The organism is Psychroflexus planctonicus (genome assembly GCF_014640195.1).
Classification (GTDB): Bacteria; Bacteroidota; Bacteroidia; order Flavobacteriales; family Flavobacteriaceae; genus Psychroflexus; species Psychroflexus planctonicus.
Genome location: NZ_BMGM01000002.1, coordinates 250,842 through 272,094, shown reverse-complemented (window position 1 = coordinate 272,094; position 21,253 = coordinate 250,842). Strand labels below are relative to the sequence as shown.

Genomic DNA, 21,253 nt, shown 5'->3' with positions numbered 1-21,253 from the left:
AATGCTAAATATTAAAAGCCTTTGACATTAGATTAATTTCTTGATTTGAAATGCCGATATGCTTGGCTACTGCTTTCCAATGGCTAACAGCTTCTATTACTTCGTGAAGAATTAAGTTCATGTCTTTTTCGCCTAAACGAAAGTACTCACCTACATTTTTAGCTAATTCGTAATCTAAAGCATTATTATCCATATCGATATTCAAAGCCAATCCATCTTTATCAATAGAAGGATTTATATCGTAAGCAGGCGATAATTCCCAAGCATTATCTTTAATTATAAAACCGTGATTTCGCAAATGATCGTCTGTATTAGAAACAGCAATATTAAAAACAATTCGTCTCCAGAGTTGCGCTAAATTGGCTTCTACATTTTTGCAATGTGTTTGTATAAATTCAGCTATATCTAAATAGGATGCAGGATTTTCTTTAATGGTACTTTCATTATTCCCTGTCATGGTCATTGCAGATACAAAGTGAATTCGCTCTTTTTGCTCTCGGTCAAATCGTTTGGTGAAAAATGTATGGTAATTTCCCATCACCTTTTCAATCTTAGACTTAGCCATTTCTACTCCAGCATTTGTGGCTAATTTATAAGCTAAAAATTCCCATGCTGCTTTATCAATGGTATCATTTTTAGCTGGAAACTTTGCAATCCAAAGGTTCTCTTCATTATCCAATATATTGGCTTTTGGTCGTGCTCCGCCAAGTGAAGATCCAGGTGCCATTAAAATAGTTAACCATTGCTTTACTAGATTATTATCCGTATCGTTTTCAAAATGTTGAGCTGCTGATTGAAGTTCTCGTACAGAAGACCAAGGTGGTGTTGGTGACAGGTCGTTATCGTCTAGAAATGCTCCATCACGTTCTAGTTTGTAACGTAATGCTCCCATCCTACTCTCATCAAAAACGCCTAGTAAATAATCAACTTCATATAGTGTTTTTGCTTTTTCATTATTTTCAGATGCTTTTTGAGCTGCTCTTCTTTTCATTAGTGTCCTGCCCCATGTATCAGGCATACTATCTAAAAACATTCCAAAATTCGCTTTATTATCAGGAAACTGTGGACCCGAATAAAACTGAATATCAGGATCTAATAAAATCTGATAATCAGATTTCAACCATTCTTTGTTATACTCAAATTTAAAAGCCTTTTTTCCTTTTGCTTGCAATGCAGAAAGTATTCCTACTAATATAGGTTCGCTCATAGGTTTCCAATGAGCAAAAACGTATATGTCTAGTTTGTTTTTATTCAATGCATGCTATTTTTAAAATTCTTGATTATATAAACAATTGATTAATAATTTAAAGCAGTTCCATATCTTGTAGTTTTCTTCCAAATTCGTCATCAGCTGCTAATTTTAAAAAATCATCTTGTAAACCCATAACACGTAAAACATTAAAGTAAGAACCCATTGCTACTTTAGGGTTGCCTTTTTCAATTTGATATAGTGTTGTTCTATTTAATCCTGCACGCTCTGAAACTTGAATTGTGGTCAATTTACGTCGTTTACGAGCTAATTTAATCTGCTCACCAACACGTCCCAACATTTCCTTATGCTTTGGAAAGACAACACTCTTCTTAGACTTCATTTGTTTATTATTTTATACGAATATAAGCTTTATGTTGATATTATACAACATTTATATTATATTGTTGGTTATTTTTATAGCATCTTTATACATAGCCTTATATTCAATTTCTGACCAAATTATTTTTAAAGAATACGTATACGCGTCCTACTTATTACATTACAATTCTTTTAAGCTAACTGTCTAATCAGCTATATAAAACTTAATAGGAAACTTGCAATAGCTTGTACCTATTTGTTTCTCAATATCCTGAGATACTATGTATACTGGTATTTTATATTTCTGTATTAAATAAATGAAAGCGTAAATCTATGATATGCGTTGTAGAATTTATCTCGATGTTTCAGGGTTATATTCAATCTTATAACTACACTTCATTTTAACCTGTCACCCCGCACTTGATGCGGAGTCTCAAAACTAAAGTTCACCTTTTCCTGTCACTCCGCACTTGATGCGGGGTAGATTAACTATGGAAAACTTAACCGTAGAACTAACGACCAACAGATTCCGCATCGCGGCTATCGCCTTGTGCGGAATGACAGGTTTGTGGGATGATTTGTTTGTATTCCGCATCGCGGCTATCGCCTTGTGCGGAATGACAGTTAGTGGGATGTTTTGTTTATACCAATGCTTTTAACGAATGCCGCATTAAAAATTGGATATACAGAATAAAATAGTTTTTTAGTATTATATTCATTAGTTGGGCAACATTAGGAAAAACGAGTAATTTTTTGGATATTTATAATTTAAATTTAAATAGAATGGCAACAGTAGATAATATACGAAACGGATTGATAGACAAAATACTATCCATCAGAAATAAAGATTTTTTAGTCGCTCTTGACAAATTAATCACATCAAGTTCTTCAGAATCTGACATCATTAATTTGACTAAAGAGCAAAAAATCATGTTGGAAATGAGTGAGCATGATATTAAAAATGGAAAACTGATTTCTCAAGAAGCTATGGACAAAAGAAATTTGGAATGGCTAAACGCAATGTAATTTGGACTCGAACAGCCGACATTCAATTCGTGGGAATTTTAGAATATTGGTTGAATAGAAACAAGTCAAATACCTACTCAAAAAAACTTGTGAAATTAGTTTCGGAAAGAACTAAACAAATAGCCGAACAACCATTAATTTTCAAGGCTACTGATTTCAAAGACACCAGAGTTGCTTCATTAGGAAATTTCAGCATTTACTATAAATATGATGACAAAGAAATTATAATCACAGCTTTTTGGGATAACAGACAAAACTCTAAAAAACTGTTAACAATATTGGAAAACAAAAAATAACGTTGCCCAACAGTGTATAACAAAAATGGCGAGATTTGTGATTGAAACGAAAATTTTGGTATTTTTAGAGACTTAAAGTTTAACATACCTTTGCCGCAGGTAGGACGAAAACCCGTCCCGATAGACTTCCGGATCGGGAGCGCATTTTAAGTCGCCACTTATGTTATGCGCGATATCTTGTATGTAATGTAAAAAGTCACAAATGAAAAATATAAACTTTACAAAAATTTTGTTTTTTATATTAATACTTTCGACAGATTTTTTGATTGCTCAAGAAACTTCAAACTTCAATAACTTAATCTTGACACGAGTTGGACACCTTAATAAAGATAAAGTACTTGATTCTATTGTTGTCAAACAAGATACAGTTAATAAATTTAGACCTTACAGACTCGAAATCTATCTGAGTAAAAAAAAAGTCGGTAAGATTTTATGGGTATCAACGGACAAAGCAATTAGTCCAGAATATTTTCAGGATAAAAATGCTTTGCAAAAAGAAAAAAGTTTTTCAGACATTGAAATTAGAAATCATGTTTTAACCATAAAACATGATTACGAAAATGAACATAGGGAACATACATTTCAACTTCGGGGAAATAAGTTCAAGCTGATTGAATACTATTCTATTAAAACGAATAATGATGGAAAAATTTATTTTGAAACCATTAATTTTGATAAACTTATAAGAAAAACTAAAGCTGTCAGTAAGTTTGACCATCATGTATTTGATGAAAATGAATACAAATTAAGAATGAATCCCAGATACTTAGAAGATTTGAATTCGGTATCTGAAATACATCAATAAATACTACATACACCCACAGATTTATCCACGCTTCTAAAACGCTATTTTATAATTTCATACTCAACAGTTTATTTTGGCTTTATGGTAACTTGCGCCAGCACCAAGCATGTATGTTATTTTATTTCGTTTTTTCATAATTCAAAATTTATAAACTCCTCCTCACTCATCCCAAAGCCTTCATCCACCACCAACACTTCTTCATAACTCAAACCATACAACTTGTACACCAACACATCTATCTCCGCTTCTAAGGCGCTGGTATCAGCTTTTGGTTTGGTCTTTTTTTGGGAAAGAAAATGAAAAAAACCTAGAGCGCAATATCAAGGTTTGATAAACTTTTTTAAAGTGCAACACTAAAACTCAATATTTAGCTATGGATTTTTATAAATATAAAATTTTTTGTGTGTGAAATCAATTTTAGGATGAAATGTACCGATAATCATAAATGGATTATGCGAAACGTAGTGATGCAGTTGTGATGTTCCTAAGAACAAATACAAATCCTTAGTTAAAGCAAAATCATCAAAATATTTTTTCCTTACATCAGTAACTGCTTTAGCCTCGTTACCTTCATATTTTCTAAACACTGCTGAAAAGATGTGGTAAAATTAGAAACCGAAGTGCGATTGGGTTTTACTTTTCGGTAAGCTGGATTAAGCGCTTGCTGCGGTTTGAGTTGAAGCATAGGATTAGTTAATATTATGGATGCACTAAAGTAAGAAAAAAATTAGATGTAATTTGATTTTTAATCTGATCCTGTCACCCCGCACTTGATGCAGGGTCTCAAAACTAAATTACACCTTTTCCTGTCACCCCGCACTTGATGCGGGGTCGCTTTACTATGGAAAACTTAAGCGTTGAACTAACGACCAACAGATTCCGCATCTCACTCAGGCTCGTGCGGAATGACAGTTAGTGGGATGTTTTGTTTTTATTCCGCATCATGGATATCGCCTTGTGCGGAATGACAGGTTTGTTGGATGTTTTTTTATACAAATACAAGCTTGTTGTTGATATAATACAACGTTTGCTATGAATAACCTAGTTGTTCTTATACCTATTTTATAACCAATTAAATTATTTTTCCAATTGAATGAAACGCTGTTCTATCAATTCCAAATAGGCTGTTTTCATTTCTTTTGATAAGAAAGATTGATGTATCCATTCTTCCGCTTTAGATTTGTTTTTAGTCAATCGCTTAAAAGCAGATTTGATTTGCTTGGATGTCAAGGCTAGTTTTTCGCCTAATTGTTCAAAATGTACTCGTTTCAACTTTTTTTTCTTTCCTGATAAGCTTAAGGCCAATTCTTCTGAATCTTCTGGAAAAACAATAGCTACATTCAGCAGATCGTAAGCAGGAGATAAAGTCCAACCTATTGGGCTTTCTATCATGGAGAAGTTTTTTAGATGCATATCATTATTGCCCGTAATTAAAGAAAAAAGCGTTAAATCGAAAAAGTAGGTTTTATCTAATAAGGTATTGCTGGCGTATTCATCAATTGCTTTTCCTACTCTTTCCATTGAACTCCTGTATTTATCAAATGCTTCGGTAATTTGAAACATGTCCAACATGTGGATTTTTTTGCCCGATTCGCTGCGGTCAATTCGTTTGGTAATGTAGGATAACTCTCCTGATTTCAATCGTATCAAAGAAGATGGGACGACCCGAATTCCAAATGCTTCCGCTATGCGCATGGTCACATGTTCATTTTCAGGCATTTCAGGAAATTGATTTGATGGTGGTTTAAAAATATAGTTTCCACCTAGAGCTCCAACTACGGTTAAGCGAGCATCTTTATTTTCTTTAGTCTGCTGAATTAAAGACATGGAAAGTTTAGGTTGTACACCTGGTACTGCAACACTTCGTTCTACTATATTTTTGGCCAGCTCATTCATTTGTTCCAGTCCATATTCAATTTTTGGTGGTTTTGGCATACCAAAAAATTCTTTAGCGCATTTTTCATGATAATCATTACCGCTCTGCAAAGGCTTATAGCAATACAAACATTTAGTTTTCATTTTGATTATTTAATGGTTCTACATGAACTGCGCCAATACAATTTTGACAACATGCTAACAACAAACCCATGCGGTCGTTTTTGTTGATTTTCCAATTTTTAGAAGCAATATCTAGCAACCAACCTTCAGGAATTAAACCTTCAAAAAAAGGAAATAGTCGTTTATCAATAAACGGCTTATTTGATACTGGCATGGTAAAGGTGATAAAATCATTTGGATGATGTTCAACGTAATTATCATCATACTGAAATATATATTCACCTTCGTCAGTTTCTGTTATTAGACCAGCTAAGCGATTTTTATAAAAAACTTTTCCTTGTCTCATTCTTTAGATTCTTTTAAACTTACAGGAGCTAATTCATGACCAAACATGCGCAGAACAAGATTTACTTTATCCATATTTAGATTGGTTTTTCCTTGTTCAATTTTTCGAATAACGGTTAATGCAACTCCTGTGCGTTCAGCAAATTCTTCTTGCGTAAGATTTACTTCTTTTCTACGCTGTTTGACAAACTCTGCTAATTGTTTCATTATATGCTATAGAATATAAAATTAGTCAAATATACAATATTATATGCAAATAAGTATAATTTTACATAAATAGACTAAAATATATGTATTTACATATAAATTAAAAAAAGGTAATTTTAATTTGATTTGTTTTAAAAAAATCTTTGATTTTTCCTTTAATTTTAACTTTTCACACGAACTTGTTGCGGGGTCTTATAAATAAATTACACCTAGTCCTGTCACCCCGCACCTGATGTGGGGTCTCAAAACTAAACTTCACCTTTTCTTGTCACCCCCGCACTTTGATGCGGGGTCGCTTAACTATGGAAAACTTAACCGTTGAACTAACTACCGACAGATTCCGCATCGCGGCTATCGCCTTGTGCGGAATGACAGGTTTATGGAATATTTTGTTTTATTCTGCATCGCGGCTATCGCCTTGTGAGAAATTACAGGTTTTTAAGGTGTTTTTCTTTTTAGTTAATTGCTGAAAAAAAATGGATGGGATGTCTCTCTGCCTTCGACATGACAGCAGCGTATTCTGGATTTTAAGAGCAATTTGCTAAATCAATCAATAGCCTTTAAAATTAAAATTCAGCATTTTTTTTACATAGGAATACATTTCTGGAAACTGATTTTTCAGTTCTTGAGGAGTTTCAAAAAAAGACTCTATCAGTACAGCAATAAACTCAAAATTGTTTGTAAATGCATAATTTCTTAGGTATTTTGATGATACTAGATTTTGTCTGTAAGTGGGATTGTTTTGCAACAACTGTTTTATCTTTTTGTAATAACGCTCAAAAAGTATTGCACTTATAGAATCGTTATTTGGTTTTAAAAAATCAAAATGCATGGCATGCACCATTTCATGAATACCAAGATTGAAATTATCATTATCAATATTATAACCTTCTAAAAAATCTTTCCAAGAAAGAACCACAGCTTTATAAGCAGGATTAAATTCGCCTTTGTGATATGCCTTATTAATTTTAGATTTAAAAACATCTAGATAAATTATAAAACGCTCTAGAGATTTTATGGTGTAATTCCTGTAGCCAAAAGTTAACATAATTGCTGTTGCAGCGATTAAGACTTTTTGTTGGTCACTAACATATAAACCTGATCTACCTTTAAATTTATGCAGCTTAATGAATCTGGATACTCGGTGATCGAAATATATTTTTTGCTTTAGATTAAGTTTCTGGTAAAAGCTAAATTGCGTGTTAAGTATATAAACCTGATCTTTTGAAAGTTTAAGCTTCCTAAAGTAAAAATGCCGGTAAAAGGGTTTTGGTGAAATATATTTTACCCATACGAACTCAACAAAGAAAAATAGTTGGTAAAAAACAATTACTAAAATCATCAAGACTAAAACTGCTGTCAACACTTGAATAAAAAAAGAATCCGTTTTTTCTTCAGTTAAGATATAGATGAATTTCATTGATGAGTAGAAAAGTATAAAGTTTGCTTTTAAAATTTTGGTCAATATAACCTATATTTTATGAAAAATACAAAGCAATTATTTAGCAACATTTCATAAAACAAAAAACAGATCAAGCGACTCGCTCTGGCTTGTATGTAATCTGATTATAGGTTATTTTCTTTCCAGCAAAGATGAGAGATGTGTTTTTAAATGTAAGTGAATCCTTGGTGGTTTATTGATATATTCTTATAAAATGATTATCAGATTAAGATTTGTATTTAAAAGTTATTTGAATGAAATACTACCGTAAGCTGTTCTAAAACAGAATATGAGTTGAAACAAACTACTTATTTATTTTTAATAATACAGAGTGAATAAACAATTTGAAAAGAGTATAGGTTAAAAATGAAACTTATATAAATTTATTTTATGTTTTTCATGAAAAGTATTAATATAAATTAAAGTAATAATTATCTAATATTTGCGGCCTAAAATTGGCTATATGAATTTACAGTTGTTAATTGACAATCTAACCAATCCTGCCCTACTATTTTTCTGTCTTGGTATATTTGCTTCCTTAATAAAAAGTGATTTATCTATACCTGAAAATTCATCTAAATTTATATCGCTTTACCTTATGTTTTCAATTGGTTTTAAAGGTGGCCAAGAGTTAGCACATAGTACTATTGGCAGCGAAATAATCTGGGCATTTACTTTAGGCTTATTGAGTTCATTAATTATACCTATTTATACTTTTTGGATAGCCAAAAAAAGTTTTGGAAAACATAATGCTGCAGCACTTGCTGCCGCTTATGGTTCTATTAGTGCAGTTACTTTTTTAACAAGCGTTTCTTTTTTAGATTTACAAGAAATTGAATATGATGGTTTTATGGTTGCTGTTATGGCCTCTATGGAAGCACCTGCAATTGTAATGGGGGTTTTGTTGTTAAGTGTATTTGGAAAATCAAAAAATAAACAAAGTAAAGTAAAGATTGGATCAATAATGAGACATTCATTAAGCAATGGGAGTGTAATATTATTGGTTGGTAGCTTGTGTATTGGTATGATTGCAAGCGATGAACAAGCCGCTGGAATAGCACCTTTTACTACCGATATTTTTAAGGGATTTTTAGCTGTTTTTTTATTAGATATGGGTTTATCTAGCGGAAAACATTTAAAAACATTCAAAAACAACGGTTGGTCTGCATTGGCTTTTGCAACTATCATTCCAATCATAAACGGATGTGTTACTGCCTGTATATCAGTTTATTTTTTAGAAAGTATAGGAAATTGTCTATTAATTTCAATATTAGTAGCAAGTGCATCATATATTGCTGTACCTGCAGCAATGCGATTATCAATACCAAAAGCAAATCCCGGATTATATCTACCAATGGCTCTTGCTATTACGTTTCCTTTCAATATTACACTAGGGATTCCCATATATTTAGCTATTATCAATTTTTTAAACTAAAGACTTAATTTAAAAAAACAAAAAATGACTATTCCTATTTTAATAAAAGATGCAAAAATTATTAATGAGCGTGAAATAAAACAAGCAGACATATTAATAGAAAATGGAAAGTTTGTTGAAATAGGTCAAATTAAAGCCAAATCTCATTATAATATTATCAATGCTAAAGGAAAATTAGCATTGCCCGGTGTTATTGATGCACAAGTTCATTTTAGAGATCCAGGATTTACATATAAAGCAGATATTTACACCGAAAGTAAAGCAGCAGTAACTGGTGGAGTTACATCCTTTATAGACATGCCTAATACATATCCAAATGTGTTAAGTATATCCATTTTAAATGAAAAATATAAGATAGCTGCTCATAAATCATTGGCTAATTTTGGGTTTTTCCTAGGAATAAATACCGAGAATTTAGATGAAGTATTACAAATGGATACTTCTCATTTATTGGCTATTTCAGACGATGGGTTGTATTTTACTAAAAAAGGAAATTTACTAGCGGACCGTCCAGACATTCTTGAAAAAATATTTGAGGAAAAGAAAGATTGTATTGTGGCAATACATGCTGAAAAAGAAGCAATTGTTGAAGAAAATGAAAGGAAATTTAACACCAAATATGGTGAGCATGTTCCCGTGGAACTTCATCCTAAGATAAGAAGTGTAAAAGCCTGCTATAGTGCTAGCAAACAAGCCATTGACCTAGCCAAAAAACACCAAGCTAGATTACATATATTGCATTTAACAACCGGTAAAGAAACCGAATTATTCAGTAATCAAATAGCCTTGAAAGACAAAAAAATAACAACAGAAGTATGCGTACAAAATCTATGGTTTTCTGATAAGGATTATAAACAATTAGGAACCAGAATAAAATGGAATCCCGCCATAAAAACTGAAGAAGACAGACAAAGTCTTTTGAAAGCTTTGATAAATGACAAAATTGATATAATTACAACCGATCATGCTCCCCATACTTTAGAAGAAAAGGAAAAAACATATTTTAAATCAATGTCGGGGGCACCTATGGTCCAGCATGGTTTAAACATCATGCTTGAATTGTATAAAAAAAATCAAATTAGTCTTGAAAAAATAGTAGAAAAAATGTGCCATAACCCTGCTATATTATATAAAATAGACAAGCGTGGTTTTATTAAAAAGGGATTTTTTGCTGACTTGGTTTTAGTAGACCCAACTAAACATTGGACAGTACATACCAACAACCTAAAATACAAATGTGGATGGTCTCCGTTAGAAGGCACTGAATTTACTACTCAACTAACCCATACTATTGTTAATGGCAATATAGTCTATCAAAATGGTAGTTACTATGAAGGAATAAAAGGTAAAGCACTAATTAAGGCATAAATTAAAGCTAAATGATTACAAAAAATTTAAATGAAGCTATTCGCGTATTAAATAATAATCAACTAATTGCAATTCCTACAGAGACTGTTTATGGTTTAGCAGGTAACGCATTACGTGAAAAAGTGGTAGAGAAAATATTCACTTTAAAAAATAGGCCTTTCTACAATCCTTTAATTGTACATATTTCTTCTAAAGATGAGTTAACCAATATAGCTAAAAACATACCGAACAAAGCTAACATACTTGCTGAAAAATTTTGGCCAGGCCCATTAACCCTAGTATTACCCAAATTAGATATTGTTCCTAATAAAGTAACCGCAAATAAAAATACAGTTGCTGTTCGTGTGCCCAATCATTCACTTAGTTTACAATTGCTAAAAGAAATTGATTTTCCTTTAGCTGCTCCAAGCGCTAATCCTTTTGCTAGTATTAGCCCAACTACACCTCAACATGTAGAAAACTATTTTAAAGACAAGCTAAGACTTATTTTAGATGGCGGCATTTGTAAACGCGGAATTGAATCTACCATAATTGGTTTTGATGATGATGAACCTGTACTTTACCGGCTTGGTTCTTTATCCATAGAGCAAATAGAATTAGCCGTAGGCAAAATTAAAAAGTTAACAAAAATAGATGAAAATAAACCACAAGCTCCGGGCATGCTTTCTAAACATTACGCACCTAAAACTCCTTTTTACCTAATTGAAAATATAGATTTAAATTCATTTTTAGCTTGTGATAAAAATTCTAAGCTTGGTATCTTACGTTTTCAAGATTTCGATAAGCGTTTTCCAACTCAATTTCAAGAAATTCTGTCTACCACTGCCAACTTAAATGAAGCTGCTAAAAATTTATATGCGGCCATGCATCGATTAGATGCACAACAATTAGATTTAATTCTTGCCGAAAAACTTCCAGAAGTTGGAATTGGATTAACCTTAAATGATAAATTACGTAGAGCTGCCCAAGATTAATTTAAATGGCTAACCAAAAATAAATAACATTATTTAAAGATTAAGAATGTTTAAAGGAAGAAAGTTAGTTATCGCAACAATGCATGGAAAAGAAAAAGTAATTGCGCCCATAATTGAAAAATCAATTGGTGTACATTGCTTTGTTAATAAAACATTAAATACCGATGTCTTTGGCACTTTTACTGGTGAAATTGACAGAAAACATGATCCACTTTCAACAGCAAGAAAAAAATGTTTACATGCTATGGCATTAAGTGAATGCCAATTAGGTATTGCTAGCGAAGGTTCATTTGGCAATCATCCAGAACTGTTTTTTGCTAAAGCTAATGAAGAATTTTTAATTTTTATAGACCTTAAAAATCAAATTGAAATAGTTACTAAGATTTTAAGCACCAAAACTAATTTTAATGGTAAATATGTAAATTCTGAAAATGAGCTTTGGACTTTTGCAAAACAAATTGGTTTTCCAGAACATGGACTTATTCTTCGAAGCGAAGAAAATTCTAAAGAATGTTACAAAGGTATCACGAAAAGGGAACAACTAAATAACTACTTTCGAAAGTTGGCTAAAGAAAAGCCTTCGGTTTATGCCGAAACTGATATGAGAGCTTTTTACAACCCAACTCGAATGAAGCGTATTAAAGAAGCAAGCATTCAATTGATAAAAAAAATACAAACTACATGCCCAAAATGTAATTGTCCTGGCTTTGATGTTTCCAAAATTAAATCAGGTTTACGCTGTAAGCAATGTGGCTTACCTACAAAATCTACATTAAGCCATATTATGGTTTGTAAAAAATGTGGATTCGAAAAGGAAAATATATTTCCCTTTCAAAAGAAGAACGAAGACCCTATGTATTGCGATTTTTGCAATCCTTAAACATATTATAAAGACAAACCCCCTTTAAAAAGTTTACAATTAAAAATTGCTGTTAAGCTAGAAAAAGTAAAGATCTATTCTTCAGTTGATAAACTATTCTTCACTCAGTTTAATCAAGTAATTTCAATTCATGATTTTACAAAAGGAAGTTATTTTCAGAAGTAATAACTGATAAAGGAATTGTTACCAACAATCTTTGTTTTTAACTAGTAAGAATCTTTGTTACTAGTTAAATTTAAAAATTCTATCTATTCTGGTAAGTTTTGTAAAAATATCATTAACAGAAGCTCTGATTTTGTAGTTTGGATTAAATTGTTTAAAAACAATAATTCCTTTGGTATCGATGATAAAAGTAGCAGGAACAGGGAGTTTTGATTCTTTGTGGCATTGGTTTCACAAATTGATGCATTGAGATTTTGTTAATCACTTCAATAAAGAAATACATTCTTCTTTTTTAACACCGGGAAGTATTTGGATAGCGTACCAAGATTTCTGCGCAATTTCTGCACTATTTATGTGTATTTGTTTTCCAAATCGGGCTGCATCGTTAATACTTGCTCCATACACAACTTGACCGATTCCCGTCCAAACAATGGCACTCATGCACATTGGGCAAGGTTCTACGGTAGTGTAAAGGATTAAACTTTTAGGTTCATCGAAATTTAATGTTTTCAATTTTAAAATTGCATTCAATTCTGCATGAGCCGTTGGTCCGTTATGTTTTGTAGTGTTATAGGCTGAAATGTAATCTTCATTTTTATTTACAATTACAGCCCCAAAAGGTGTTTTGCCCAACTTAGCCTGTTCTATTGCTTTTTGCATCCAAAACTCATGCTTTTTCAAAATCATTTTCTTTTATCTTGTTTACTATTCGATAAGCAGATGCTACAGCCGAATCCATATATCCTGGGAATTTTTCTGAAGTTTCGGTTCCTCCAAAAAATAATTTACCATTATAATAAGCTTTTTTCAATAAAGCATCTCCGTTGTTCAAATGTGCTTGCGGGACTAAAGGTAAGTTGCCCACTAAAGTAGGTGCGTTCCAAATTTTATCTTCGTAAGAAACAAAGGAATTGATGTTTTTACCAAAAAATTGGTTCAAATAATAGATGACTTCCTTTTTACGTTGGTCTTTACTGAGTTGGGAAGCATTGGGATGTAAAAAGCCTGTAAAACCAAATTTGTTTTCTTCTATATCGGTATGGTCATACATTTCGGTTACTATTCCAACATGGCTAAATAACATTCCTGAATGCTTATTTTCTCTCCAAAAAGCTTCATTAAACTCCAATACAAATTTTATGGAGCCAGCCATCCAAGTTTGTACATCAGGAAGTAAATTCAAAAGTGAATCTGGCAAACTAGGTACAAAATTTAAACTGGAATAAATCAACTGTGGCGGCATGCAAATAACTGCATAGTCTGCTTCAAAAACCATGTTTTCACTGGATGTTATGTGTAGTTGATTTCCCTTTTCTTCCATCTTTTCTGCTTTACAGTTTAAATGAATTGAATTAGGGTCTAATTGTTTGTATATAGCTTCAATTAAACGCTCCGTTCCACCTGCAATTCGATAAGTTACCGGTTCGTTTGGATGTACTTCAAACTCTTGGGGCTTTTGATTAATTTCTGTATGAAAAAATGAAGTTCCTTTACGATACTGCTTGAATTTTTCAATTCCTAATTCATTTAGTAATCTGTTAAGGTGAAGATGCTCTTTAGCAAACCATGTGGCACCCAATTCCATAGGCGTATTCAATTTTCCGTTGATGGTTTGTATTCTACCACCTACTCGATTTGAAGCTTCAAGTATTTGAAATGAAATTTGTTGTTTCTTCAGAAAATAGCCTAAACTCAATCCGCTTAAACCAGCGCCTACAATTAAAACAGAAGTATTTGTATTCATCTATTAATCAGTTTAATGCGTAGGTAATTTAACTATGTTATTTAAGAACATCCGCAATTATCTTGTCCACAAATCTTTTTCGATTTCTTTTTGAAGAAGAATTTTTTCAACAGAAAACCCAAAGCAATTATAAAAATGAACCAAACTACTATTTCTTGAAAATACATGAACATTATTTTAATAATTGATAAGCGATTAATGATACAATATAAGCAAACGAAGTCATAAAAACAAGTTGAAAAGTTGGCCATTTCCACGAATTGGTTTCTCGTTTTACCACCGCTAAGGTACTCATGCATTGCATAGCGAAAGCATAAAACAAAAGCAAACTAATTCCACTTGCTAAGTTAAAAAGCTTCCCACCAATTACAGGATTTACTTCTTTACTCATGCGTTGTTTAATGGTTTCTTCATTTTCGCTTCCTACGCTGTAAATGGTGGCTAAAGTTCCTACAAAAACTTCTCTTGCAGCAAAAGAAGTAATCACTGCAATACCAATTTTCCAATCGTATCCCAAGGGTTGCACAACCGGCTCAATTGCTTTTCCCATATAACCAATGTAGGAATGCCTTAGTTTGTAGGACGCAACTTTGGTTTCCATTTCTTCTTCATCTAAAACCAAATTTTCTTGTTCTACTTGTTGTTGAACTATTTTTTCTGCTTCGTTAAAATTAGCATTGGGTCCATAACTGGCCAACACCCATAAAATAATTGAAATGGCCAAAATAATCTTTCCAGCTCCAAACACAAACGACTTGGTTTTATCGACCACAGTAATGAGTACATTTTTAGGAATAGGTAGTTTATAATCGGGCATTTCAATTACAAAGTAGGTTTTTTTAGCATTTTTCATAACCAAATGAAGCAACCAAGCGGAGAAAATAGCCACTCCAAATCCTAAGAAATACAGTCCAAAAAGCACCAATCCTTGATAATTAAAAACCCCAAGAAAATACGCGTCAGGAATTACAAGTGCAATGATGATTAAATACACCGGAAGTCTTGCAGAACAAGTGGTAAATGGAATAACCAAAATGGTAATTAATCGTTCTTTCCAATTTTCGATATTCCTTGAAGCCATTACAGCTGGAATGGCACAGGCAGTTCCCGAAACCAATGGTACGATACTTTTGCCGCTTAGCCCAAATTTTTTCATGATGCGGTCGGTTAAAAACACCACACGACTCATGTAACCACTTTCTTCTAAAATACTGATAAACAAAAAAAGTAAAGCAATCTGCGGAACAAAAATGACAATTCCACCAATTCCTGGTATAACTCCTTCGGTTATGAGTCGGGTTAACTTTCCGTCGGGTAGTTGCGCTTTTGTAAATTCACTTAAGTTAGCAAAACCGAGATCAATTAAGTCCATTGGGTAAGAAGCCCAGCTGTAAATTCCTTGAAAAATCAATAATAAAATCAAGGCGAAAATAAGATAACCCCAAAACTTATGAATTAAAATACGGTCTATATTAGCTCTCAGTCCAGTTGCTGCATTAATGTCTTTTGTTAAGCTAGTTTTTAAGGCTTTATTGATAAACAAATAACGCGCAATTACTTCTTTTTGCTGCAAGCGTTTTAACTCAGAAATGGGTTTAGGGGTAAATCCGTTGGTTGGATTTTTTATGGTATTTCTTTCTAAATCTCCAAAGTTAACGTCGTTGTTAATTATCAACCAAAGTTTATACACATTTTGGTTTGGATATGCTTTTTTAAGACTTTCGAAATATTCCGAATCGATTTGAGAAACTTCGCAACAGGATTCAGTTGGTATTTGCTTGTAGTTTTCAATCAGGCTTTTTAAGTAATCAAAGCCTTCATTTTTTCTAGCACTTACTAAAGCTATTTTTGTTTTTAATTGTTTTTCTAGTTGCTTGGTGTCAATACTTATTCCTTTTTTTTCCATTCTATCCGCCATGTTGATGGCCAAGATAGTTGGTAAACCCAAATCTTTAATTTGTGTAAAAAGCAATAAATTTCGCTTTAAATTTTCAATATCACTAACCACTACCACCACATCTGGGTAATTTTTGTCGTTTTTGTTCAGTAATATTTGAACTGCTACATTTTCGTCTAAGGAAGAAGCATTTAAGCTGTAAGTGCCAGGTAAATCTAAAATATGGGCTTTAAGTAATCGAGAGATTTTAGAAACTCCTTCTTTTTTTTCAACAGTAATTCCAGGATAATTGCCTACTTTTTGATTTAAACCCGTTAACGAATTAAATACGGAAGTTTTACCCGTATTGGGATTTCCAACAAGAGCTACATTAATTTGTCTCATATTCTTTTTCTAAAATATCAACTCCAATTTCTCTTGCAGTTTCTAAACGAATGGCTAAAAAAGTATCGTTTATGTTGAGGTACAACGGATCTTTAATTTTATTAATTTTAATCACTTCTACTTCGCTTCCGGGTAAACAACCCATTTCTAGAAGTTTTAAGGGAATTAATTGCGAAGATGTATCGGTTATAATAGCCTTTTCTCCACTTTTTAAATCAGCTATGCTCATCGTTTTATTTAGATTAAATTTAAGTAGTGCAAACCTAATAAAATCCTGTTTAGCTTGGTATTTTTTAAGTTTATTTTCAATAAAAAAGCTGGAAAAATATAGCGATTAATGATTTAAGTCTGTTTTTGAAAGGATGTAAGTTTATCTAGATTTTTCAAAATTAGAAGCAAATATTTAAATTATACCTTAGATAGCAAATAAAATTCAAACCCAACTCCTACCACTCCAACAACACCCGTTGTGCTGAAAAACCAGGACCAAAACTCAGCATAATTCCTTTCTCGCCTTTCTTGGGGTTTTGCTTCAGAATGCGCTCTAATACAAACAATACTGTGGCACTACTCATGTTTCCAAACAATTGTAAAACCGCTTTGGTATCATTTATATTTTTCCCTAAATCTGAAAATAAAGCTTCGACGGTTTGAATAATTTTTTTACCACCTGGATGAAATATAAGATGATTTATTTCTTCAATTTTGGTGTTGTGTTTTGCTAAAAAAGGATGAATTATTTCGGGAAAATGAGCGGCAATGGTGTTTGGAACTTCTACATCTAAAATCATTTTTAAACCAGAATTGGTCAAATCGAAACCCATCATGTGTGTAGCATCAAAAAAATGATACATTCCTTCTCCGATAATACTTGGTCCTTTGTCAGTTTCTTTAGATGATAACAAAACACAAGCTGCTCCATCGCCAAAAATAGCTGCACTTACCATATTGGCCATGCTCATATCGTTTAACTGAAAAGTAGCTGTCGGCGCTTCAAAAGCAATAACCGCAGCACGTTTATCGGGATTGGCTGCTAAAAATTGTTTGGCATAAATAATTCCTGAAATTCCAGCTGCGCAACCCATTTCGGTTACAGGCAAACGAATTACATCTTGGCGTAAACCTAAGGCATTGATTAAATACGCATCTAAAGAAGGAATCATAATTCCGGTGCAACTAACCGTAATAATGTAATCTAAACTATCTGCTTCCCAATTGGCATCTTTTAATGCTTTTTGTAGCACTTTTTTGCCCAAGGATTTAGCTTCGCGTTCGTAGATTTTGTTTTTATCTTCAAAAGATGTGGCTGTAAAAACTTCTTCAGGATTCATGATAGAATAGCGCTGGTCTACTCCTGCCCCTTCAAAAATTTTCACAACTTTCCTTCTAAAACGTTCATCTTCATTAGCTAACCAAGTTTCTACAAACGGAATAACTTCTGCTGTAGTTTTAGAATATTCGGGCAATTGACTCACCGCACTTGTAATTTTCACACTCATTTGTTTTGTATTATCCATTGATACCGAAAGGCCCAAAACCATTTTATTTGATGATTTTGAACATTCATTTTTTCAGCATAATTATTAAAATCTGTTTTTTTGAATCCGCGTAAAATAGAAATCAATCCATCGTGTTTGGCAATTTTACTTCTAATGAAAAACAATCCATACAATTTAAATAAATAATAGGCTGTTTTACTGCGTTGTAAGTCGTTAATTACCATTCCTATTTTAGCTTGCTGTTGTAGCCTTTTCATTAATTGAAGAAGCTCTTTGTCCTTAAAATGATGCATGGTTAAAGTGGAAATAAACACATCTACTTGTATTTTTTCGAATGCCGTTGAAAATACATTCATGCACTCAAAATTTAAATTCTCTATTTCTTTTGAAGCTTTTTGAGCAATCCTAATGCATTCTGGATTGGCGTCTATTCCTATAAATTGAAATTGCTGTGGTTGGTTTTTTGCCCATTTAGCTAATTTTCTCAAGCTTGCTCCGCTTCCACAACCTACATCTACAATGGTATACTCTTCTTGTGGATGTTGGCGAATAAATTGTTGAATTCCATCAATCGTTACGCGGTTGCCACCTAAAGCTACATTAATTTGATCGATGTTTTTCAAAACCTTTTCCAATTCTTTTCCATCAAAATCAAATTCATCCATAATTTCAGGAAGCAAACTTCTATGTCTGGTAGAAACTAACTGCATTCTATTGGTTTTCCATGGGTTTTCTGAATCATTTTCTCTACTAAAAAAGGCATTTTACTACCGATAGCCATACCAAAATTGGTTAATTTTTGATGCATAAATAACTTTTGAAAATAGTTGCCAAACTTCATTCTGCTCTCAAAATTCATTTTCCACTTTTGGGTATAGTTTTCAAATAAAATAGGCTTGGATTGATGCTTTTGGAAAGCCAAAACTTCTTCAGAAGCTAACTTTGCAGAATGAATAGCCATCGCCATTCCGTTACCACATAAAGGATGAATTAATCCCGCAGTATCGCCGAGCATCAACATGTCATTTTCAACCCTTTCTTTCTTTTCAAATGAAACTTGAGCAATAGCCAAATGCTTGTCAAATGCCAATTCGGCTTCATTAAAAAAACGATTCAAGTGTTTGTTTTTTCGCAGCACATTTTCATTAAAATCTTCTATATTTTTATATTGTTTAAAGCTTTTGTATTTAGCAAGATAACAAACATTTACATAATTGGTTTCCGTTAAGGACAAACCGCAATAGCCGCCATCAAAATTATGTAATTCTACTTTATTAACAGGGAAGTTTGGATGTTTGTAATGTGCTTTTATACCAACCCAATGCGCTGGTTTATTAATGAAATTTCGGTTAAAATGTTGATCTAAGTTAGAGCGTTTTCCGAAGCATCCTAAAACTAACTTGGCTGTAAAGGAATCATTTCGAGTAGAAACGCTGTACATTTCTTCCATTACTACAACATCTTTCACTTTTTCAAAAATGAAATCTACTTTTAATTCCTTTGCTTTTTGATAAAGTAATTCATCGAATGCATACCTAGAAATTCCAAAACCGCCTAAGGGCAAATCTTGATTGATTTCTTTTCCTGTTGAAGTAGTAATAAGCAATTGATTGATTTGTGGAAGTGGAAGTTGATTTAAATTTACGCCTAAGGAATTTAAATACGGAATAACTTCGTTGGAAACATATTCGCCACAGACTTTGTGCTTCGGGTAAGCATGACGCTCAAACACCAAAACAGAAAGTCCATTTTTTGCTAAATGAATAGCTGCAGTTAAACCAGCTAAGCCTCCACCGATTACAATTACGTCTCTTTGTTTCACAGTTGAAAAATAAGACAAAAAAATCCCGATGCAGCACATCGGGATTGAATAAGTAAATCTTTAACAAATATTAGTTAGCTTGTTCTTTCGCTTCTTCTTTTAATTCTTCATTAGCAACAATAGCCAACTCTACTCTTCGGTTTTTAGCTCTTCCTTCAGCTGTTTCATTGGTGTGTTTTGGTTGTTCTTCACCAAACCATTTAGTAATTAATCGGCTACTATCAATTCCGTTTTTCATCAAAAAATCGGTAACCGACATCGATCTTCTTTTAGATAAATCCATATTGTAGGTTTCATTTCCTGTGCTGTCGGTATGTCCTTCTACTACAATGTTGGTTTTAGGATATTGCTTTAAGATTTCAGCTAATTTTGATAATGAAGATTTAGAATCTGCATTGATTTGAGCTTGGTTGGTTGCAAAATACACGCCTGAATTTTCATCAAAGGTAACAGCGATTCCTTCTCCAACTCGAACCACTTCAGCGCCTGGAATTTCTTCTTGTATTTGTTTAGCTTGTTCATCCATTCTATTTCCGATATATGCACCTGATGCACCACCAACTACAGCACCAACAATAGCACCTAAAGCAGAATTCCCGCCATCTCCAATATTATTGCCTAATATTCCACCAATAACTGCTCCACCAGCAACACCTATAGCTGTCCCTCGTTCCGTATTATTTGTATTTTTCATGGCATCGCAAGCAATTAAGCTTATGCTCAACATGCTTATCAATAAAACATTAACCAGTTTAGATTTTTTCATTTTATGCTGTTTTAATTTTTAATAAAGTTTAATCTAACCACCATGGGCTTCGATTGAAATTGTACATTTAAATCCCAAACCATTTTGCGTTCGGATATTTCTTTGATTTGTAAACGCGAGCCTTTGTTTTCTTTACTGGCTTTTTCATTTTCAGCCATTTTTAAAACCACATTGTAAAGGTAATTTGGTTTTGTACTTTCTTCAACAGACCAAACTAGATTTTGCTGCTCTGTTGTACAAGATTGATCGTATAGATCTACTGTGCCACGATTGTTGTTGGCAACAAATTTCCAAACGGAAGATTCAAAACAACTTGCATCTGCGGTTTGAAATAGCGTAACATCAAAAAAACCAGAAGAATCTGGATACGTAATTTCAGTTAAGGTCCATTCTCCATTAAAAGACTTTTCTGTTTCTTTAACAAGTTTGGAAGCACCACAACTTAATAATGTTATGCTTATAAAAAGGAGTAGTATATTTTTCATTGTATAAAAGTAATTTATGAATTAGGTTACACCAAAAATACAGATTTTAACAGAAAGAAGTTCACAATAGTTTAATAACTTAATGATAATTATTCTTTTGATTTTTATCATTGTTTATGCCTTTTAAAGGCTTTATATTTGAAAAAAAT

23 protein-coding genes are annotated in these 21,253 nt (G+C 32.7%); 7 read left to right on the top strand and 16 right to left on the bottom strand.

Going from position 1 to position 21,253, the window contains the following annotated elements:
• Positions 1-4: 4 nt before the first annotated feature.
• Complete coding sequence (locus tag IEV72_RS03370) at positions 5-1,255, bottom strand: type II toxin-antitoxin system HipA family toxin (RefSeq protein ID WP_188457673.1); 1,251 nt, start codon at positions 1,253-1,255, stop codon at positions 5-7.
• A gap of 49 nt (positions 1,256-1,304) precedes the next feature.
• The gene (locus IEV72_RS03365; RefSeq protein WP_188457672.1) at positions 1,305-1,592 is read right to left on the bottom strand and encodes a helix-turn-helix domain-containing protein; all 288 of its coding nucleotides are present in this window, start codon (positions 1,590-1,592) and stop codon (positions 1,305-1,307) included.
• Between the two features lie 761 nt (positions 1,593-2,353).
• Here IEV72_RS03365 and IEV72_RS03360 point away from each other — a divergent pair.
• The 3 genes from IEV72_RS03360 to IEV72_RS03350 all read left to right on the top strand — a co-directional run bounded on the left by IEV72_RS03360 (position 2,354) and on the right by IEV72_RS03350 (position 3,697).
• Complete coding sequence (locus IEV72_RS03360) at positions 2,354-2,596, top strand: hypothetical protein (protein ID WP_188457671.1); 243 nt, start codon at positions 2,354-2,356, stop codon at positions 2,594-2,596.
• Positions 2,578-2,892 (top strand): type II toxin-antitoxin system RelE/ParE family toxin, encoded by a 315-nt coding sequence (locus tag IEV72_RS03355; protein WP_188457670.1) that lies wholly within the window; start codon positions 2,578-2,580, stop codon positions 2,890-2,892. Before IEV72_RS03360 ends, IEV72_RS03355 begins: the two co-directional genes overlap by 19 nt.
• Before the next feature lie 202 nt (positions 2,893-3,094).
• Positions 3,095-3,697, top strand: a complete 603-nt coding sequence (locus IEV72_RS03350) for a hypothetical protein (RefSeq protein WP_188457669.1) — start codon at positions 3,095-3,097, stop codon at positions 3,695-3,697.
• Positions 3,698-4,068: 371 nt separating this feature from the next.
• Here the strand turns inward: IEV72_RS03350 and IEV72_RS03345 are convergent, their stop codons facing one another.
• From IEV72_RS03345 to IEV72_RS03325, 5 genes are all read right to left on the bottom strand, one after another.
• A complete protein-coding gene (locus tag IEV72_RS03345) occupies positions 4,069-4,284 on the bottom strand; it encodes a DUF8757 domain-containing protein (RefSeq protein ID WP_188457668.1) in 216 nt (71 codons plus the stop codon).
• Positions 4,285-4,774: 490 nt separating this feature from the next.
• Entirely contained in the window at positions 4,775-5,716 is a 942-nt protein-coding gene (locus tag IEV72_RS03340) for a HipA domain-containing protein (protein WP_188457667.1), read from the bottom strand.
• Positions 5,706-6,041, bottom strand: coding sequence for a HipA N-terminal domain-containing protein (locus IEV72_RS03335; protein ID WP_188457666.1), 336 nt, complete (start codon positions 6,039-6,041; stop codon positions 5,706-5,708). Before IEV72_RS03335 ends, IEV72_RS03340 begins: the two co-directional genes overlap by 11 nt.
• Complete coding sequence (locus tag IEV72_RS03330; RefSeq protein WP_188457665.1) at positions 6,038-6,247, bottom strand: type II toxin-antitoxin system Y4mF family antitoxin; 210 nt, start codon at positions 6,245-6,247, stop codon at positions 6,038-6,040. The genes IEV72_RS03335 and IEV72_RS03330 overlap by 4 nt, the downstream gene beginning before the upstream one ends.
• A gap of 550 nt (positions 6,248-6,797) precedes the next feature.
• Complete coding sequence (locus tag IEV72_RS03325) at positions 6,798-7,667, bottom strand: zinc-dependent peptidase (protein ID WP_188457664.1); 870 nt, start codon at positions 7,665-7,667, stop codon at positions 6,798-6,800.
• Between the two features lie 484 nt (positions 7,668-8,151).
• Between IEV72_RS03325 and IEV72_RS03320 the strand changes: the two genes are divergently transcribed.
• Genes IEV72_RS03320 through IEV72_RS03305 form a run of 4 tightly spaced genes read left to right on the top strand, consistent with a single transcriptional unit; the run spans position 8,152 to position 12,345 of the window.
• Entirely contained in the window at positions 8,152-9,123 is a 972-nt protein-coding gene (locus tag IEV72_RS03320) for a sodium-dependent bicarbonate transport family permease (protein WP_188457663.1), read from the top strand.
• Between the two features lie 24 nt (positions 9,124-9,147).
• Complete coding sequence (locus IEV72_RS03315) at positions 9,148-10,491, top strand: dihydroorotase (RefSeq protein ID WP_188457662.1); 1,344 nt, start codon at positions 9,148-9,150, stop codon at positions 10,489-10,491.
• A gap of 11 nt (positions 10,492-10,502) precedes the next feature.
• Complete coding sequence (locus tag IEV72_RS03310; protein ID WP_188457661.1) at positions 10,503-11,465, top strand: L-threonylcarbamoyladenylate synthase; 963 nt, start codon at positions 10,503-10,505, stop codon at positions 11,463-11,465.
• 46 nt (positions 11,466-11,511) lie between these two features.
• A complete protein-coding gene (locus IEV72_RS03305; RefSeq protein ID WP_188457660.1) occupies positions 11,512-12,345 on the top strand; it encodes a DUF6671 family protein in 834 nt (277 codons plus the stop codon).
• Positions 12,346-12,768: 423 nt separating this feature from the next.
• Here the strand turns inward: IEV72_RS03305 and IEV72_RS03300 are convergent, their stop codons facing one another.
• The 9 genes from IEV72_RS03300 to IEV72_RS03260 all read right to left on the bottom strand — a co-directional run bounded on the left by IEV72_RS03300 (position 12,769) and on the right by IEV72_RS03260 (position 21,104).
• Positions 12,769-13,167, bottom strand: coding sequence for a nucleoside deaminase (locus IEV72_RS03300; protein WP_229731786.1), 399 nt, complete (start codon positions 13,165-13,167; stop codon positions 12,769-12,771).
• A gap of 7 nt (positions 13,168-13,174) precedes the next feature.
• Positions 13,175-14,251, bottom strand: coding sequence for a flavin monoamine oxidase family protein (locus IEV72_RS03295; protein ID WP_188457658.1), 1,077 nt, complete (start codon positions 14,249-14,251; stop codon positions 13,175-13,177).
• 172 nt (positions 14,252-14,423) lie between these two features.
• Entirely contained in the window at positions 14,424-16,532 is a 2,109-nt protein-coding gene (gene feoB, locus IEV72_RS03290) for a ferrous iron transport protein B (RefSeq protein ID WP_188457657.1), read from the bottom strand.
• On the bottom strand, positions 16,519-16,761 hold the full coding sequence (locus IEV72_RS03285) for a FeoA family protein (RefSeq protein ID WP_188457656.1): 243 nt from the start codon (positions 16,759-16,761) through the stop codon (positions 16,519-16,521). Before IEV72_RS03285 ends, feoB begins: the two co-directional genes overlap by 14 nt.
• Before the next feature lie 217 nt (positions 16,762-16,978).
• Positions 16,979-18,031 (bottom strand): type III polyketide synthase, encoded by a 1,053-nt coding sequence (locus tag IEV72_RS03280; protein ID WP_188457655.1) that lies wholly within the window; start codon positions 18,029-18,031, stop codon positions 16,979-16,981.
• Positions 18,028-18,741, bottom strand: coding sequence for a methyltransferase domain-containing protein (locus tag IEV72_RS03275; RefSeq protein ID WP_188457654.1), 714 nt, complete (start codon positions 18,739-18,741; stop codon positions 18,028-18,030). Before IEV72_RS03275 ends, IEV72_RS03280 begins: the two co-directional genes overlap by 4 nt.
• Positions 18,732-19,853, bottom strand: coding sequence for an NAD(P)/FAD-dependent oxidoreductase (locus IEV72_RS03270; protein WP_188457653.1), 1,122 nt, complete (start codon positions 19,851-19,853; stop codon positions 18,732-18,734). The genes IEV72_RS03275 and IEV72_RS03270 overlap by 10 nt, the downstream gene beginning before the upstream one ends.
• Before the next feature lie 70 nt (positions 19,854-19,923).
• Positions 19,924-20,619, bottom strand: coding sequence for a YiaD family glycine zipper/OmpA-like lipoprotein (locus IEV72_RS03265; RefSeq protein ID WP_188457652.1), 696 nt, complete (start codon positions 20,617-20,619; stop codon positions 19,924-19,926).
• 11 nt (positions 20,620-20,630) lie between these two features.
• A complete protein-coding gene (locus IEV72_RS03260; RefSeq protein ID WP_188457651.1) occupies positions 20,631-21,104 on the bottom strand; it encodes a lipocalin family protein in 474 nt (157 codons plus the stop codon).
• Between the last annotated feature and the right edge of the window lie 149 nt (positions 21,105-21,253).